The organism is Paenibacillus sp. SSG-1 (assembly GCF_002224835.1).
Taxonomy (GTDB): Bacteria; Bacillota; Bacilli; order Paenibacillales; family Paenibacillaceae; genus Paenibacillus_AQ; species Paenibacillus_AQ favisporus.
The window spans coordinates 6,064,184-6,080,311 of the sequence record NZ_MBRK01000001.1; the positions used below are offsets into that span (position 1 = coordinate 6,064,184).

A 16,128-nucleotide genomic window follows, 5' to 3' on the forward strand; every position below is an offset into this window, starting at 1 on the left:
GGTCTGTGGCCGGGCCTTGGTGCCGGATTTGTGTTTCTGGGAAGGAGATGTCAAGTTACGCATTCACTATACTGGAAAAATCTTACGTATGACGATGCGTGTTTGTAAGCTTTTTGTGTCTGTTCCTATGATTTTAGTGAATTCAACCGTACGGGAAACATAAAGACCGGTAAAAGGCGTCCCTTTACCGGTCTTCGCATTACTTGATATACTTGCGGCTTACCAAAGCGTCTGAAATCACCTCGGTCGGAATGATGAACTCGGGAGAGCCCATATATCCCGGCGCTACTTCATATTTGTTGAACACGATGACGAGCTTGCCGTCGTTGTTGATATAGAAGCTGTGGTCCTTTTGGATTGCCCGGAATTCGTCGGTCGGCAAAACCTCCGCAGACCCCGATACCCAATAGAATTTGTCCGCATCCGTCTTCATCTGCTGTTTCATTTGCTCCTTGATGTTGTCGCTGATCAACTGAATGTATCGATCGTCTTTAAACAGCATTGGCAGCGTAATGAGAATTTCGTTCTTTTTATCAATCGTGTCCAGCTCCAATTTCTCGGACGTCGAGCCTCTGCTTTCGTCGACATAACGTTCGATAGACAGGATGTCATTATTGTCCGTCTTGATCTTGTAGCCGGCATCTAAGCCCAGGTGGCCGCCGCCTTGCTTCAACGCTTCTATCTCCGCCATAAACTTGTCGTAGAGCGCTTTGTTTTCTTTCAAATACTTTTTATTCAACCCCTGTTCCAGCGGCTGATTGTCCAGATTGGTGACGGCCGGTACCTTGATGTTGGCATGATAACCCCCGGGTTCATCGACAGCATATTCCTTCCATGTCAGCACTTTGATGATCCGGTCTACGCCAGGGATGGCCGATAACGCATTGGCCACCGCCGGACTGGCATTGATGGTCGCCAGAAAAAGGAGCACCACCGCGCAAGCTCCGGCAGCCCATGTATATTTAACGCGTTTGCGTCTGCTGCTGTGCAAAGATTTGGCTATCGCCTGATCCACGATCCGATCCAGCTCTTCCGGAACCGGTGTATTCTGATACTCTGTCCGCAGCCGTTCCATATGGTTGTTCATCTCATTTAATCTCCTTTAAAGGTTCAACACCTGTCTTCATTCGCATGATCCGAAGCGCTTGGTACAGCCTCGTTTTGATCGTATTCACATTTTCCCCCAGAACCGCGGCTACTTCATCGATTTTCATATCCTCCAAATATCTCAGCACGACCACGATCCGGTATTTCTCGGGCAGCTCCTCGAGCACTCTCATCAAATCGAAATTCGTATACTCATCCTCCACACCTGGGGCATGTACCTCGATCATTTCATGGTCCATCGCCTGAACCCTTTTGTTCCTGCGTAGAAAGTCCAGTGCGGTGTGGACCACAATGCGGTAGAACCAGCTTTTGACGGCGTCGGGATCCTTTAACCCTTCGATGTGCGTCATCGCTTTATAAATGGAGTCCTGCACGATATCCAGCGCATCCTCCTTATTTTTCACGTAACTGAACGCGAGCCTGTACACATTCGCCTGATGCTCTTTAATGCACTGCGTCAGCACTTTTTCCTTTTTCCTTTTCAGCATGTCGTATTACCCTTCTTATGTTTAATCACCGGCTGACCCGGACAGCTTTGCTTCTGATCGCTTCACAGAAACAAGACGAGCGAAGGGAAGCAAAAAGTTTTGGCGGCAGCATTCATAAATTATTCGTTGTATGCCGTAAGGGCCTTTACAAGCAGGAAAGCGTAGAATTCCGCTCCGCTGCGGTTCAAATGCACGCCATCCCGGGAAAAGAAGCCCTCTTTGCCTTCGCTGGCCGAATACCAGTCTACTACTGCGGCATTGCCGAATTCATTGGCAACTTCTGCTATGTCCCTGTTTACGGTATCCTGCCACTGGCGCGGAATACGTGTATTCACCAACAGGATCCGCTTGTCCGCGCCCAGTGACTTCAGCAGGGATCTTAATTGCCTTTTGTTAAAAGGACCGTTGGTGCCGAGCTCGATGATAATCCGGTCGCCGAGCCGCCCCTGGGCTTTCAACCGGTCGACCGTTTCCCCTGCCTGGCGCATTTGCCGGCCGACCTTGCCGTCCACGACGATACCGGGAAGCATCTTTTCCAGGAAAGGCGCAGCGTCCAGCATGACGGAATCGCCGATGGCGCTAACGCCTTTGCCGGAAGGCACCAGCGGATCAGTGGTCTTGGTTGAGGCTGCAGCCAGCTGCCCGTTTTGTTCTTTGGCCCCAGGGGCCGGAATCGGCTTATCCGCCGAGTTATTCGGCGAGATCGGCTCGTTGTCGGCCTTTTGATTCTTGTTCTCATCCGTCTCTTCTTCATCGGACTCATATGTATGCTCCACCGGCTGGGCCATTGTTCCCCCGGCTTCGACGACCTTCACAGCCGGCTCAGGCTTGTTCCATATGTAGTGACTGCAGGCGGCCGTTATCAGAATCACGGGAATAAGGACACTTAGCAAGATGGGGCGAATAGCTCCCTTTCCGGCGAAAAACGATCGATTTCTTTTCACGCTGAATCCTCCTCTACGTAATGGCTCTTCGATATATTGATAGGAGCATGCCGCTAATAGAAAGCTGGCGGACAGCTGGAGCAGGATGCGCGGCAGGCTTGTCCCTTCCGTCTGGACACTCGGGTTTGTCAGGATAATAACTGGATAATGCCAAATATACAGACTGTAAGACCGGACCCCGATCCAGCGCAGACCCTTGCAGCCCATCCACTGGCCAATCCGGCCGGCAGGATGGGCAAGCACGGCGATGACAACCGCGGACAGGAGCGATATGACCAGGAACCCTCCCCGGTAAAGGAAGTCATCATATTCATTTGTCCGGCAGATGAGAATGAGAAGAACGGTAAGCCCCACAACTCCAATCAAATCCAGCAGGCCGCGAGATCGTGACGATACCTGACCCTTCAGCTTCCCGCTTGGCCATACGACAGCCAAAGCAGCTCCGACCAAGAGCGCGAAAGCCCGGGTATCCGTGCCATAATAGACCCGGCTTGGGTCCGTGCCCGGCACATAGATGATCGCCATGCTGAGCGCAGAGATGGCAGCCAGCCCGAAAATGATAAGCGCCAATTTGCCGCGTCGGGGAAAAACTTTCAAACCGATAACCAGCAGCAGCGGCCAAATCAAGTAGAACTGTTCTTCAATGGACAGCGACCACAAATGCCCGATTGGCGAAGGCGGCCCAAAACTTTCGAAGTAGGATACTTTATGATAGATGAGCCACCAATTATTCACATAAAATAGTGATGATAGAAAAGCTCCCCGCAGAGCCTGCAGTCTGCCGGGCTCAATCCGTAACAGCCATAGGGCAACGAACAATAGCATGGCCAGCATGGCAGGCAGCAATCTGCGGGCTCTGCGTGTCCAGAAGCGGAGCAGATTCAGCCTTCCCTCCCTTTTCCACTCCTGAATGATCTGGTCCGTAATGAGATAACCGGAGATGACGAAAAAGATGCCAACGCCGATCAGCCCTCCCTGCGCCCATTTCGCATTCAGGTGATACGCCAACACAGCAAGGACGGATACGGCCCTGAGCCCGTCGAGTCCGGGCATATACCGTTTCTCTGCTTCCGGCATTTCACCAGCCGTTCCCCGTGAATTTATACTTCTGCGCAGCCTGATGTTGTCGTTCATTTGAAAATTCACCCTAACCTCGTTTTCTTTGATGTATAGGCAAGACGTTGTAACGGGCGGATAAAGTTGTTTCCACTTATTGGAGATACAAATAAGCCAAAAAAGGCACCTCCGGATGCTTCCGGGATGCCTTTTAAACTCTGGTTATACATTATTTTATTGCTTCATGAACGGATTACCCTTTCAGGTTGAAACGGAATTCCGGCGAACCGACGTAACCCGGTGCGATGCTGTATTTCGGAAACACAATCACCAGCTCACCATTCTCGATATAGAATGTTTGCTCTTGAAGAGTCCCTTTGTAATCCTTCAGAAAGTAATTCTCCGGTTCTTTCTTCATATGGGCGAGAATGTCCGCGTCAAGCCGGTCCTTGTAACCTTCCCCAAGGAGGCCGGACAGCGTTACGCGCGAGGCTGCAGCCGAATTTGACACGTTGTACGTATCGATTCGGGGCATGTTCGTCCCGCCCGTACTGCCCTCAGTAATGACCTCAAGCGAGATCATCCCAGCCGGGCTGCCGGTTCCATCCGACTTCAAATAGTAGGAAACGCCATCCGGTGCCAAATGTTCTTCTTTTTCATATCTTTCAACCTCTTCTCTCTTAAAGTGTCTTTGCCGAGACACCAGCTAGACGCAGAAAGGGAGGCAAAAAGTTTGTGCAGCATAAAGTATAGGACACCGTGCACAACCAAATAACCCAGGAGTTAGAAAATCTTCCAACAAAACGGTATCCGGAAACGTTATAATAAATAACAACCGATTGAAAAAATGCCGGATATCCCTTCCCGTCGCCTGAGCCAGGCACTAACAAGGGCCGGATCATCTCCAACCGAAAGGAGAATGGCTATGGATTTTCGCAACCCTCCCGGACAGTATGACCCCGACGTTCACAAGAAGCGCCACGATGAAAAGGTAAATCAAGGTGCCGGCCGCGGATTTCTCTGGAACCTAGTCAACCTGCTGATAGGTCTAGCCATTGTGGCCGTGATCATCCTGCTAGTATGGCTGTTTTGATGTACGGAACGAATTGGTGGGAAACGCCGGGCCTGACGGCCATCCGGACTACCGGAAGGAATGCAAAAACGGGCTTACCCCGTCTCTGCCATGAAGCAGCAGAGAGAGGTAAGCCCGTTCATTTTTTACATCACAGCGATGCCTTTATTTGAATTCAGGCAGCCAGCTGCCGTGCGCCTCGATGAGATCATCGCACAGCGCCACGATATCGTCGATGGACAGCTCCGCGGACGTATGCGGATCGAGCATGGCCGCATGGTAGATGTGCTCTTTTTTCCCGGTGACGGCCGCTTCGACGGTGAGCAGCTGCGTATTGATGTTCGTGCGGTTCAGCGCGGCCAGCTGCGGCGGCAGATCGCCCACGTACGTCGGAGTCACGCCGGAGGCATCCACCAGGCACGGCACTTCGACGCAGGCTTCCTTCGGCAGGTTCGTGATCAGGCCGGTGTTCATGACGTTGCCGCCAATTTTGAACGGCTGGTTCGTCTCCATCGCTTCCATGATGTAGGATGCATACTCCTTGGAACGGCTGTGCCCGATGCTTTCGCTCGCAAACAGCTTCTCGCGCATTTCCTTCCACCCGTTGATCTGGTTAACGCAGCGGCGCAGGTATTCGTCGAGCGGAATGTTGTATCTTTCAATGAGTTCGGGATAATTGCGTTTGATGAAATACGGATGGTATTCGGCATTATGCTCGGACGATTCCGTAACATAGTAGCCAAAACGCAGCATCAGTTCGAAGCGCACCATGTCATGATGCTTTTCCTTCTGCTTCTCAGCGGCACGGCGCTTGATTTCGGGGTACAGGTCCACCCCGTCCTTCTTGACCTCGAGCAGCCAGGCCATATGGTTGATGCCCGCGATTTTGGATTCTACGCCGGTCGGATCCATTTCGAGTGTTCTGAACAGGTCGGATACGCAGTGCTGCACGCTGTGGCACAGACCGACCGTTTTCACACCGCCCACGGTGTTCATGACGTTGGTCAGCACCGCCATCGGATTCGTGTAATTGAGGAACCAAGCGTCCGGACAGACTTCCTGAATATCCTTCGCAAAGTCCAGCATGACCGGAATCGTGCGCAGGTTGCGGAAAATCCCGCCGATGCCCAGGGAATCGGCAATCGTTTGGCGCAGGCCGTATTTCTTCGGCACCTCAAAATCGGTGATCGTACAAGGGTCGTACCCGCCTACCTGGATCGCGTTAATGACATATTTGGCGCCGCGCAGCGCCTCTTTACGGTCCGTGTACGCCTTGATCTGGCATGTGCTGCCCAGCGTCTCCTTGATGCTGTTCAGGAGCCGTTCCGAATCGTTCAGCCGCTCCATGTCGATATCGAAAAGGGCCAGCTCAAACCCCTGCAGCGCCGGAGTTGACATGACGTCTCCAAGCACGTTTTTTACAAATACCGTACTGCCTGCACCGATAAACGTAATTTTGGCCATATTGATTCAATCCCTCCCGTAAATGTTGGCTTTCTTCAAGCCCGTCGCATGACCTAAATATATAGGCCCGGCCCTGGAAATAACATGGAGAAACCCCTGCATTACCTGTCATAATCCCATTTTAGAATTCGCTTTCATCTCGTTTTACAGCCGTTTTACCTGTTATAATGTAAAAAAACGTCTATCGACGTACCTTCACAGAAGACAGACCGCGTTTAGCGGAAGTTTTTCTTGCGAGACAGACGGGAGGGACTCAGAGCACAAATGACCCGGATCAATGTCGACTACTATATGCCCGCCCTGCAGGGCCAAACCGATCTCCGCCTGCACTTTTTCGGCATGGAGGAATGCCTGCCGAACCATTCGTGGGGACCCGGACTGCGGGATGCCTACATCCTGCACTATGTGCACAGCGGCACGGGGACTTTCACCACCGGCGGCACCACCTACCGGCTCGGCGAGGGACAGGGATTTCTGATCGTGCCGGATATGCTGGTGCAATACACGGCCGACGAGTCGGATCCGTGGACGTATACATGGTTCGGCTTTCAAGGTGTGCTGGCCAAGACGCTCCTGCAGCGCGCCCACCTGAATGCGTCTCATCCGGTCTACGAGGCAGGTCCGGACGGGGGCTTTCCACGGTTTTACGGACAGCTGCGCGCCGCGATGGAAGGGCCCGGCGGCGACGTGCTCAGCCAGGGCATCCTGTACGGGCTGCTGGGCGAACTGATTCGGGACTGCCGTGACAACGGCGAAGCCCCGCGGCCTACCACCTCGAAGGAAGCCTACGTCCGCAAGGCCGTCGGCTATATCGAGAGCAGCTACAGCCAGAAGATCAGCATCCAGGACATCGCCCGTTCCGTCGGGCTGGACCGGACATACCTGTCCGGCCTGTTCAAGGACCAGTTCGGCGTGTCGCTGCAGGCGTTCCTGCTGGAGTACCGGATGAAGCGCGCCACCGTGCTGCTGCACAACCTGGAGCTGTCGGTAAGCGACGTGTCCCGCTCGGTCGGCTACACGGATCCGTTTCTGTTCTCCAAAATGTTCAAAAAAACGATTGGCTGCTCACCCCGATCCTACCGGGAGCAGCAGATTTCTTCTGGCAGCTGAGAAGCAGAAATTCGCATAAGCAGCATGATGGATGGATGATAAGCACCGCCTTCCATTTTTGCCGGCTCTGGCTTTCGGCCCGTCCACTGTGCACTTTGAGGTGCCCGAAACGCCGGCTGAAGGTCCTTCCCAACTCCACGCCAAAAAAAGCCCTCCAGTCCTATTAGACTGGGGGCTCCTTGGCTGTACATCTCGGCTGCCGGCCGCTCATGGCTTATCCCTGACGCAACTCCGCAAACCGATTGCGGTATCGCTCGTATTTCCCTTCCCAGATGTCCTTCCGGGAAGCAATGGTTCGGCCGTCGAGCAGCGCCTCGATAACGTCCAGGCAGACATCCCATCCGGCAACGTCCTTAGGCGTATGATCGGTGACTCGGACGATCGTCTCGATCAGAACGAGGCGGCAGCCCTGCGGCTCGGGATACAGCTCAAACCGGACGCGGTCCTCCGCCCAGGTATACTCAAGTACCGACAGGGGCTTCAGCTCCAAAATTTCGAACTTTTCATAAGTACCGTCCTGCATATCGAATGAGATGACTCCGCCTTCACGCAAATCTTCGACGCGAAGTTCCGCAAACCACTGCTTCAGCTGGTCATTCTCGGTCAGCGCCGCCCATACCTTTTCCACCGGGTGCTTCAAATGCCGCACGAACCGCACACGGGTTCCCTGCTCGTCCTGCTCAACCACGGCCAATTCATTGGAATTCACGGATGATCCTCCTTTTTCACATGCTCTTTAAAGTTTGTCATTCCGCCAGGATACCCAACAGAATTCAAATTCTGCCATATTCCTGCAAGCAGGTATTTCCTGCTCAGGGTTCTTCTTCATCGAGGAAGCGCTCCAGGTCATCCAGCTTGCCGGACCAGAACCTGCGGTAGGGCCCAAGCCAATCGTCAAGCTGCTCCAGCGGCTTCGCGTTCAGGCTGTACATCCGCTTCTGGGCATCGCTGCGGACGGTCACAAGCCCCGCTTCCCGCAGGATCCGCAAATGCTTGGACACCCCCGGCTGGCTTAGGGACGACAGCTCCACAAGCTCGCCCACAGAGCGGTCCCGCACTCGCAAGTATTCCAGAATGCTCCGCCGGTTCGGTTCGGATAACGCTTCAAACAGTTTGTCCGTGTTCATGCTTATTATATTACTATTTGGTTATATAAATGTAAAGGAATATAAGGAATAATGCTATATCGTTCTTCCACAACAAAAGGGCCATCCCTCCAAGGCTCAGCGCATGCTTCCCCGGAAGGAAGACTCCAAGGGAAAGCACACCGCTGCCTAGTATGAGATGGCCCTAAGGTTACAGGGTCACGGTTTGCATTTTAGTTAAATCCGATTGAGCTAACGCTCGGCACCATCGGCGAATACCGAAGTGCCCCGCAAGCGCGCCCAGTCAGCTACCCGGGCGGGATCGCCTTCCCACAGCCGCTCCCTGCCCCACTGATTCGCCTCGGGCTTGCCTTCGCATTCCACGCGGATCACCGGGAAGAGCCGCGTCGGCGCCTCCCGCGGCAGCCCATGAATCCACAGCTCATCGCCGTTCTGTTGGAACGCGAGCTCCTGCCCTGTGGTCAGGAGCGTGACGCCCTTCACCCGGGTGGTCAAGTCGGCCAGCCTTATGTCCGGGCGGCCATCCCAGAACCGGATGATCAAATACAAGTTATTGCCGCGGGTCGTCTGCCGTCCGCGGGTGATAAACTCGGTGACAGAGCCTCCGTCCGTGCCGTACACCGCCTCGCCGTGTACCTCCAGCCATCGCCCAATCTCCAGCCCCCGCTCCACGAATTCAGGGGGGAGCTGACCGTCCGCCGTCGGGCCGACGTTGAGCAGCAGGTTGCCCCCGTGGCCGCCGCCTTTCTCGGCGCTTTCGCAGAGCATATCAAGCAGCACGTCCGCCGGACGCCACCGCTCGCCGATTACATGGCTCCAGAGCCGCCACGTCGTCACCTGGCATGACTCCCACAGCCGCTTTTGCTCGGCATGGATCACATGCTCCGGGGTACCGAAGTCGCCGAGCGTATCGGAATCGCCGGCACCCACGCCCCCGTCGGCCCGATACCCGTCATGAGCGGCGGAATAACCGAGCCGGTTGTTGATAAGAATATCCGGCTGCAGCGCCCGCATTTCCTCCACCAGCTTCACACTTTGCAGATCGTCCGCATTCCGCGGCCATACCCCATCGAAGAAGAAGTGGTCGATCTTACCGTAGTTCGTCAGCAGCTCTTTGACTTGGGCGTGAAGATAACCACGGACCTTCTCCCACCCCTCCGGATCCTTGGCCGGGCCGTCGAAATACGCCGGCAGCCGCCAATCGATCCACGAATAGTACAGTCCGATCCGCAGCCCCTCCTTGCGGAAGGCCTCGGTGTATTCACGGACAAAATCTCTTTGCGGAGCCTGCTTGGCGCTGGAGTAGTCCGTATAAGCGCTGTCCCACATGCAATAGCCGTCGTGGTGCCGGGTCGTAAAGCAGGCATATTTAAACCCCGCTTTTCTCGCCGTATAGGCCCACAATTCGGGATCATAATGCTCCGGGTTCCATGCGCAGGCCTGCTCCGCATACTCCTTGTGGTCCAAATGCTCACGGAACAGCACCTGTTCCCCGCGCCCGTACTGCGCGTAAGGCCCCCAATGGATAAACATCCCGTAACGGCTCTCGGTAAACCACTTCCACTTGTCCGGAACGGTAAAGGCGTGCGATTGAATAGCGGTCATGATCGTAGTTTCCTCCTTACGATTGGGTCTCTGATGTCACGGATTTGCGTGCATCATACGCTTCCTGATAGATCTCCAGGTACCGGTCCAGCCCCATGCTCTTCAGCGTCGACTGGTACTCGTTCCACTGGGCGTTGAGGTCGGCGTCGCCGATAATGAACCGCGCCATCATTTCGTTCGTGTAATCGAAGATCGTCTTGGACAGGTCAGCCAGCTCCTGCGATTGGTCCACCGTAAAATTGAGCGGCGGCAGCACCGTCTCCACCTTGACGCGATAAGGCTCGTATTTGGTCTTCGTCTCGTTGTACAGGATCGATTCCAGCGGGTTCTCCTTGTCCTCCACGGCGCCGAGGCGCAGCGAATTCGGACGGTAGGCGATGCCGGTCTGCGCCCAGTGCTTGTTCTGCGTCACCCCGAATTGGGACATGTCTTTATAGACCGCCTGCTTGCCGTTTAAGCCGATTTCGCCGTCTTTGGCCCATCTCCAGTCCTTATCCGGCTCCCCGATCGTTGAGCGCAGCGTCGTTTCCCGGTCGTACAGGGCGTCCGCGAAGCGGAAGGCCGCCGCCGGATTTTTCGCCTTGTTCGTGATCACGAACTGCCCCGGAGCCACCTGGTAAGGATCGTACTGCGTCACCTGAAGCCCTTCCGGGCCTTTCAGCGGAGGTACGGCGACATAATCCTTCCACCGGCCACTAGCACCGCTTAGTTGGGTGAGCACGCTCATATTGGGGCCGGAGGCGGCGCCCAGAATCGGCACGTCCGGATTTTCCCCCAGCTGAACGAGCTGCGCGGGATCCCGGGTCAGCGATTGCGGATCCATCAAGCCTTCGGCGTACAGCTTGTGCAGGAAGGCCAGCCCTTCCTTCCAGCCGTCCTTGACGAACGGAACATCGACTTTACCTTCATCATTCACATACATCCGCGTATACGGTGCATACGTGAAAGAGTTCATCAGAAAGTTTTCTACACTCGTCGTCAGGGTCGAATTTTGCGTCGTTTGCGGCGCTCCCGAGAACGGGATTTCGTCGGCCTTCCCGTTTTTATTCGGGTCTTGGGTCTTGAACGCCTTCAGCACCTGATAAAATTCATCGATCGTGGACGGCATCTCCAGATTGAGCGCCTTCAGCCACGGTTCGTAGATCCACAGCTTCTGTCGCATGGAGCAGTGGTAGCATTCGTTCGGAGCCGGCAGGGCGTAAATGTTCCCGTCGGCCGAAGTGATCGTCGGTTTGACCAGAGGACTTTCCTCAAACATTTTTTTCGTATTCAGGCCGTATTTCTCAATGTAATCGTTCAGAGGAAGAATGACCCCCTGTTCTCCGTACAGCGCCTGCTGCTCCGGCGTGACGTTCATGCTCATGATGACGTCCGGCAGGTCGCCGCTCGCCAGCGCCAGGTTGAGCTTCTCGGCAGTGGCGATTTCCCACTCCACATGAATATTCGTTTTCTCCTCGAAGTATTTGGTGAATTCGTTCGTGTTAAAATCTTCGACGGCCGGATTAGCGCCGATCATGACCTTGAGCGTCAATTTGTCGTTCACGATCGGGAACACGCCCGCATCGCTCACTGCTTCACCGGCACCCGGCTCCGCCGCCGGCGCACCCCCTGAATCTCCGCTGCCGCATGCGCCGAGCAGGCCGATCATGACAGCGGATAGGAGTAGCAAAGACAGGAACTTTCTTTTCACACCGATCATCTCCTTATCCCTTTAATGAGCCGATCATGACGCCTTTTACCAGAAATTTCTGAACGAAAGGATACACGACCAGAAGCGGAAAGATGGAAATCACAATCAAGGAATACTTCAGTAAAATTTTGAGCGCCTCCCTGCGGGCCGCATCCTGCGGATCGGCCGCCAGCATCGCCGTGTCGACATCGTTCTGGATCAGAATATCGCGAAGCACGAGCTGCAGCGGGTAGTGGTCCTGGGATTTCAAATAAATCATTGCGTTAAAATACTGGTTCCAGTTGGCCGACGCATAATACAGCGTAATCACGGCGAGAATGGGTCCCGACAGCCGGATGACCACCTTCCACAAAAACTGGAAGTCATTGCATCCGTCCAGCCGTGCCGCCTCCAGCAGCTCGTCCGGTATGGACATTTGAAAATACGTCCGGGCGATGATGACATTCCATACGGTCAGTGCTCCCGGAATGATCATGGACCAGATCGTATCGAGCATACCGAGCTCCCGCACCAGCAGATAGCTGGGGATCAGTCCCCCCGTAAACATCGTCGTGAACATGAACAGAATCATGAATACGTTTTTGCCGTACAAGTCTTTACGGGACAGCGGATAAGCGGCCAGCACCGTCAGGAAGACGTTGAGGGCGGTGCCTGTCACGGTGTAGACGACGGAGTTTTTAAATCCGGTCCATACCATCTTGTAGTCGAACACGGCAGCGTAACCTTCCAGTGTCGGACGAACCGGCCACAACCATACCTTACCGGACACGACGGCATTGGAGTCGCTGAAAGACGCGCTGACGATGTACACGATCGGATAGAGCACGCTGATAAAAAACAGGGTGACGATGGCGCCGTTCACGAGCGAGAACACCTTGTCCCCCCGGGAATCATTGCGCAAAGTGCCGTTCATGGGCTTCCCTCCTTACCACAGACTTGCCTGCTTCGACTGCTGAGCGATCTTGTTGACCACGATGAGCAGCACCAGGTTAATGACCGACTTGAACAAACCGATGGCGGTTGAGTACGAGTAATTCGCCACCTGCGAGGTCAGACCGACCTTGTACACGTACGTGTCGATAATCTCGGATGCCTTCAGGTTAATAGGATTCTGGAGAAGGAGCACCTTCTCAAAGCCGACGTCGAGCACATGCCCGGTGCTCAGGATCAGAAGGATGATCGCCATGGGCATGATGCCGGGCAGGTCGATATGCCACATCCGGCGCAGCTTGCTGGCCCCGTCGACCACGGCCGCTTCATGCAGGGCAGGGTCGATTGCCGCAAGCGCCGCAATGAAAATGATGCAGTTAAAGCCCGCATGCTGCCAGACATCCGACCAGACATAAATGGAAGAGAACATCGAAATCTCGCCCATAAAATTGACCGGCCCCACACCGATAAAGCCGAGCAGCTTGTTGACGATGCCCGTTCTCGGGTCGAGCAGCTCCCGGATAATCCCGACGATGACGACGATCGAGATGAAATGCGGGGCATACGTGACCATCTGCACCGCCCGCTTGAACACCCGCCCCCGCAAATAGTTGAGGCCGAGCGCCAGCAGAATGGGAAACGGAAAGCTCGCAGCCAGGTTGTAAAAGCTGAGGATCAGGGTGTTTTTCAAAATCCTCCAGAAGTCGTACGAGTGGACAAAGCGCTCAAAGTGCTTCAGCCCGACCCACTCGCTTCCCCAAATGCCTTTGGTCACAATAAAGTTCTTGAAAGCGATTTGTGCGCCATACATGGGTACGTACTTGAAAATGATCAAATACAGGAGCGGCAGCGCCATCAGCACGTATAACTGCCAGCTGTGGATCAGCTTCTTTACGGCGGGTCTCCTTCCCGTCCTGCGCGCTGCCCTGGTCTTTCGCTCGGTCACCGACAAGCTCATTTCACTTTCACCCCCTTGAATGGACCCAGCATAGACCGGGACCGCCCAAGGTGTAAATTGCCTGTTCCCCGGCGGGTTTACCCTCGTTCAGAAAGGCCGTTGACCTTTGCCCGGCTTGTATACATTTGGTTAGATTCGGGCGTATTTGCCTTAGGCAGCCGGCCGCTGGCGAGGTATTCTCGTGAAAGCGAAAAGGCCAGGAAATCCCTGGCCCAAAAACGCTTATGCATCCTGACGGTGAAGAGGGGAAGCCGGTTTCTTATGTGCGATATCGCGGTACGCCGTTGCGCTGATGCCGCTGCCGCGCTTGAAGGCCCGGCAGAAGCTGCTGGACGCGTGGTACCCGACCTGCTGCGCAATATCCCGGATTGGCAGCCTGGTCTCGGACAGCAGCTGCTTGGCTTTGTCCATCCGGAGATTCTCAACGTATTCGGAAAAATTGACCCCTGTCTGCTCTTTGAAAAATTGCGACAGATACCCCTTGGATATATTCAGATGATCCGCCGCGGCATCCAGGCTGAGATCAGCCTGTCCGTACTGGTGATGAATGTAGTCCACCGTATCGCGGATCAATTGGACGTTGCGGCTCTTCTTGCGCAGATCGATGCCGTCCGAAATTTCCGCGAATCTCTCCGCAGCGTTATCAAAAGCCTGCTTCGGGTGATTGGCCGTGCCGAGCTGCTGCAGCAGCTGCCTCATGTCCGCCTGCTCCTTCACCATCAGCTGATCCTGCACTTTGACCTGGCAGCCGACCAGGTCAAGAACGAACAGCTGCTGCATCGCCAAGGGAAGGTGCCGCTCCTCGAAATTTTCCCGGTACAGGGAGGCGAGCAGCTTCCGGACCTCCTCCGTCTCGCCTGCTTTGATGTAATTCATCAGGCGGTTTTCCGATTCCGCCGGAAAATAAAAACCACGGTGATCATGGGCCAGATCCTCGAACCAGACAGACTGGCTGGACCCGGCTTCCTGCACCCGGGTGAGCGCCTGCCTCGCTTCTTCAAAGGATTCCGGCACTTCAAGGAGCGAGGTGCGGTAGCCTCCGATCGCGAAGCCTGCCTGGAGCCCGTGGCGGCTGATTTCCAGCGTCAGCTGCTGCAGCTCCTGTTCCACCGTCTTTCGGAAGGCGCCGGGATCGCCTTGTCCGTTGACGAACAGGACGGCGATCTTATCCTCGGCGACCGGGTAAGTGAAAGGGCAGCCCTTCAGTGTCCGGCCCAGCATATCTTGGATGAGCACGCGTTCGATATCGAGCTCGCGCAGCTCCTCCTCCTGAAACCGGTGCCCGCCGCGGTGAAACTGAACGATTCCGACGGCGCAGCCGCTGCCCTGAATATCGGCGTTTTGATGCTTCAGCAAGGATTCGACGTGTTCGGCCATCAGGTATTCGCCCTGAAGAAGCCGCCCGAAGAACGACTCCCGCAGCAGCGGAGCCTGCCGCTCGATTTCCTGCTGCAGTTCATCGTTGTTGTCGATCAGGCGTGCGAGCGAGTGCTGGATATAGCCGTACATATCCTTTGGCCGCTTCAACTCCCCGCCGTTCAGCCGGGACGTCAGGGCAGTCGTGATGTTCACGATCGGCCTGCCGCTCCGGGTAGCGAACAGATAGGCAAGGATGAGGCCAAAAATCAGGAACGCAAGGAGAATGGTCACGGTAGTATGCTTGATGGCCAACACTTTGCTCAGGACGACATGGGGCGGCTGGGCGACGACATAGGACCATCCGTTATAAGACGAGGTGGTATAGGTCATCATCATACCGCCGGTAGCCGTTGAAGCTTCGATCACTCCGGATTTCGCTCCCGGCGGCAGGCTTTGCCGGGTCACCATGCTGCCGCTTGACAGGGATGTAACCAGGCGTCCCTTCTCATCCACGATGGAAACCCAGCCCCCGTCGGATATGTCGATTCCACGAAGAAGCGACTGCAGGCGCTGGTTGTCCACCAGAATCATCAGCACCCCCTGAATATGACCGGGGTATCCGAGAGACTGGACATATGTCAGCAGATCCGTCGTCTTGCCTTGATACACCGTGGATCCGGACGACATGATTTCCCGGTTGCGGAAATGGCCAAGGAGATCGTTCCTCCAGGTCGTGTAATCCTTGCTGGGTTCAGAGAACATGTAACGATAGAACGAGGGAAGTTCATAAGTGGAATCCGGGGATAGCGCCAAATCGCTATTTTTGAAGATCAGATAGTAGTTAAGAATAAATCCATTGGCTGCATTGTAGCTGTAGAGGCTTTTTTGCGTCCGATACACCTTGTACGCCGTCGTGTCCCGGAACGGTTCCTTCACCTGCTGAAAGCTCTGAACGGCTGGATCGCTTTGCAGCTGCAGGGAAATCCGGTTAATCTCGTTGAAGCGGCTGTCGACCGTTTCCTTCACCTGATCCAGCATCTGCAGGTTGCTGTGCGTGACTTCCTTTTTCACCACGTCATAGGTTTGCCTGTAAAACAAGGCCCCTGCAAGCAGGGTAAACAGCATGAACAAGAAATAAGGGATCATGAATCGAACGAAAATGTACTGGATTTTCCATCCATTGGCCCATCGCATGGATCACTTCTCCTCTCTTCATTCTGGGATGCCGATTCGACAAAA

General features: G+C 54.8%; 14 protein-coding genes. 2 read left to right on the forward strand and 12 right to left on the reverse strand.

Annotation, left to right across the window (positions count from 1 at the left end):
• Window positions 1-199: 199 nt before the first annotated feature.
• From rsiV to BCV73_RS27665, 4 genes are all read right to left on the reverse strand, one after another.
• Window positions 200-1,087, reverse strand: coding sequence for an anti-sigma-V factor RsiV (gene rsiV / locus BCV73_RS27650; protein ID WP_089549300.1), 888 nt, complete (start codon window positions 1,085-1,087; stop codon window positions 200-202).
• 1 nt (window position 1,088) lies between these two features.
• Complete coding sequence (locus BCV73_RS27655; protein WP_089549301.1) at window positions 1,089-1,595, reverse strand: RNA polymerase sigma factor; 507 nt, start codon at window positions 1,593-1,595, stop codon at window positions 1,089-1,091.
• Between the two features lie 119 nt (window positions 1,596-1,714).
• Window positions 1,715-3,673: an acyltransferase family protein gene (locus BCV73_RS27660; RefSeq protein ID WP_481855806.1), complete on the reverse strand. Its 1,959-nt coding sequence runs from the start codon at window positions 3,671-3,673 to the stop codon at window positions 1,715-1,717.
• 175 nt (window positions 3,674-3,848) lie between these two features.
• On the reverse strand, window positions 3,849-4,238 hold the full coding sequence (locus tag BCV73_RS27665) for an RsiV family protein (protein ID WP_089549302.1): 390 nt from the start codon (window positions 4,236-4,238) through the stop codon (window positions 3,849-3,851).
• A 282-nt stretch (window positions 4,239-4,520) separates the two neighbouring features.
• On the opposite strand from BCV73_RS27665, the gene BCV73_RS35195 reads away from it, so the two are divergent.
• A complete protein-coding gene (locus BCV73_RS35195) occupies window positions 4,521-4,688 on the forward strand; it encodes a hypothetical protein (RefSeq protein ID WP_163880096.1) in 168 nt (55 codons plus the stop codon).
• 144 nt (window positions 4,689-4,832) lie between these two features.
• Here BCV73_RS35195 and melA read toward each other — a convergent pair whose 3' ends face one another.
• A complete protein-coding gene (gene melA / locus BCV73_RS27670; protein WP_076173052.1) occupies window positions 4,833-6,131 on the reverse strand; it encodes an alpha-glucosidase/alpha-galactosidase in 1,299 nt (432 codons plus the stop codon).
• Window positions 6,132-6,395: 264 nt separating this feature from the next.
• Between melA and BCV73_RS27675 the strand changes: the two genes are divergently transcribed.
• A complete protein-coding gene (locus tag BCV73_RS27675) occupies window positions 6,396-7,241 on the forward strand; it encodes an AraC family transcriptional regulator (RefSeq protein WP_089549303.1) in 846 nt (281 codons plus the stop codon).
• A gap of 214 nt (window positions 7,242-7,455) precedes the next feature.
• On the opposite strand, the gene BCV73_RS27680 is transcribed toward BCV73_RS27675, so the two are convergent.
• The 7 genes from BCV73_RS27680 to BCV73_RS27710 all read right to left on the reverse strand — a co-directional run bounded on the left by BCV73_RS27680 (window position 7,456) and on the right by BCV73_RS27710 (window position 16,083).
• Window positions 7,456-7,950, reverse strand: coding sequence for an SRPBCC family protein (locus BCV73_RS27680; protein ID WP_256993024.1), 495 nt, complete (start codon window positions 7,948-7,950; stop codon window positions 7,456-7,458).
• A 103-nt stretch (window positions 7,951-8,053) separates the two neighbouring features.
• Window positions 8,054-8,368 (reverse strand): ArsR/SmtB family transcription factor, encoded by a 315-nt coding sequence (locus BCV73_RS27685; RefSeq protein ID WP_089549304.1) that lies wholly within the window; start codon window positions 8,366-8,368, stop codon window positions 8,054-8,056.
• A 210-nt stretch (window positions 8,369-8,578) separates the two neighbouring features.
• Window positions 8,579-9,952, reverse strand: a complete 1,374-nt coding sequence (locus BCV73_RS27690) for an alpha-L-fucosidase (protein ID WP_089549305.1) — start codon at window positions 9,950-9,952, stop codon at window positions 8,579-8,581.
• 16 nt (window positions 9,953-9,968) lie between these two features.
• Window positions 9,969-11,642: an ABC transporter substrate-binding protein gene (locus tag BCV73_RS27695; protein ID WP_089549306.1), complete on the reverse strand. Its 1,674-nt coding sequence runs from the start codon at window positions 11,640-11,642 to the stop codon at window positions 9,969-9,971.
• A 13-nt stretch (window positions 11,643-11,655) separates the two neighbouring features.
• On the reverse strand, window positions 11,656-12,555 hold the full coding sequence (locus BCV73_RS27700) for a carbohydrate ABC transporter permease (RefSeq protein WP_089549307.1): 900 nt from the start codon (window positions 12,553-12,555) through the stop codon (window positions 11,656-11,658).
• 12 nt (window positions 12,556-12,567) lie between these two features.
• Window positions 12,568-13,530, reverse strand: a complete 963-nt coding sequence (locus BCV73_RS27705) for an ABC transporter permease (RefSeq protein ID WP_084204012.1) — start codon at window positions 13,528-13,530, stop codon at window positions 12,568-12,570.
• 222 nt (window positions 13,531-13,752) lie between these two features.
• A complete protein-coding gene (locus BCV73_RS27710; RefSeq protein ID WP_089549308.1) occupies window positions 13,753-16,083 on the reverse strand; it encodes a helix-turn-helix domain-containing protein in 2,331 nt (776 codons plus the stop codon).
• Between the last annotated feature and the right edge of the window lie 45 nt (window positions 16,084-16,128).

Bases quoted from the DNA above. Each gene is read 5' to 3' on its own strand.
- BCV73_RS27685 (WP_089549304.1), bottom strand. From the start codon at position 8,368: ATGAACACGGACAAACTGTTTGAAGCGTTATCCGAACCGAACCGGCGG.
- BCV73_RS35195 (WP_163880096.1), top strand. From the start codon at position 4,521: ATGGATTTTCGCAACCCTCCCGGACAGTATGACCCCGACGTTCACAAG.
- BCV73_RS27660 (WP_481855806.1), bottom strand. From the start codon at position 3,673: ATGAACGACAACATCAGGCTGCGCAGAAGTATAAATTCACGGGGAACG.
- rsiV (WP_089549300.1), bottom strand. From the start codon at position 1,087: ATGAACAACCATATGGAACGGCTGCGGACAGAGTATCAGAATACACCG.
- BCV73_RS27705 (WP_084204012.1), bottom strand. From the start codon at position 13,530: ATGAGCTTGTCGGTGACCGAGCGAAAGACCAGGGCAGCGCGCAGGACG.
- BCV73_RS27655 (WP_089549301.1), bottom strand. From the start codon at position 1,595: ATGCTGAAAAGGAAAAAGGAAAAAGTGCTGACGCAGTGCATTAAAGAG.
- melA (WP_076173052.1), bottom strand. From the start codon at position 6,131: ATGGCCAAAATTACGTTTATCGGTGCAGGCAGTACGGTATTTGTAAAA.
- BCV73_RS27710 (WP_089549308.1), bottom strand. From the start codon at position 16,083: ATGCGATGGGCCAATGGATGGAAAATCCAGTACATTTTCGTTCGATTC.
- BCV73_RS27675 (WP_089549303.1), top strand. From the start codon at position 6,396: ATGACCCGGATCAATGTCGACTACTATATGCCCGCCCTGCAGGGCCAA.
- BCV73_RS27700 (WP_089549307.1), bottom strand. From the start codon at position 12,555: ATGAACGGCACTTTGCGCAATGATTCCCGGGGGGACAAGGTGTTCTCG.
- BCV73_RS27690 (WP_089549305.1), bottom strand. From the start codon at position 9,952: ATGACCGCTATTCAATCGCACGCCTTTACCGTTCCGGACAAGTGGAAG.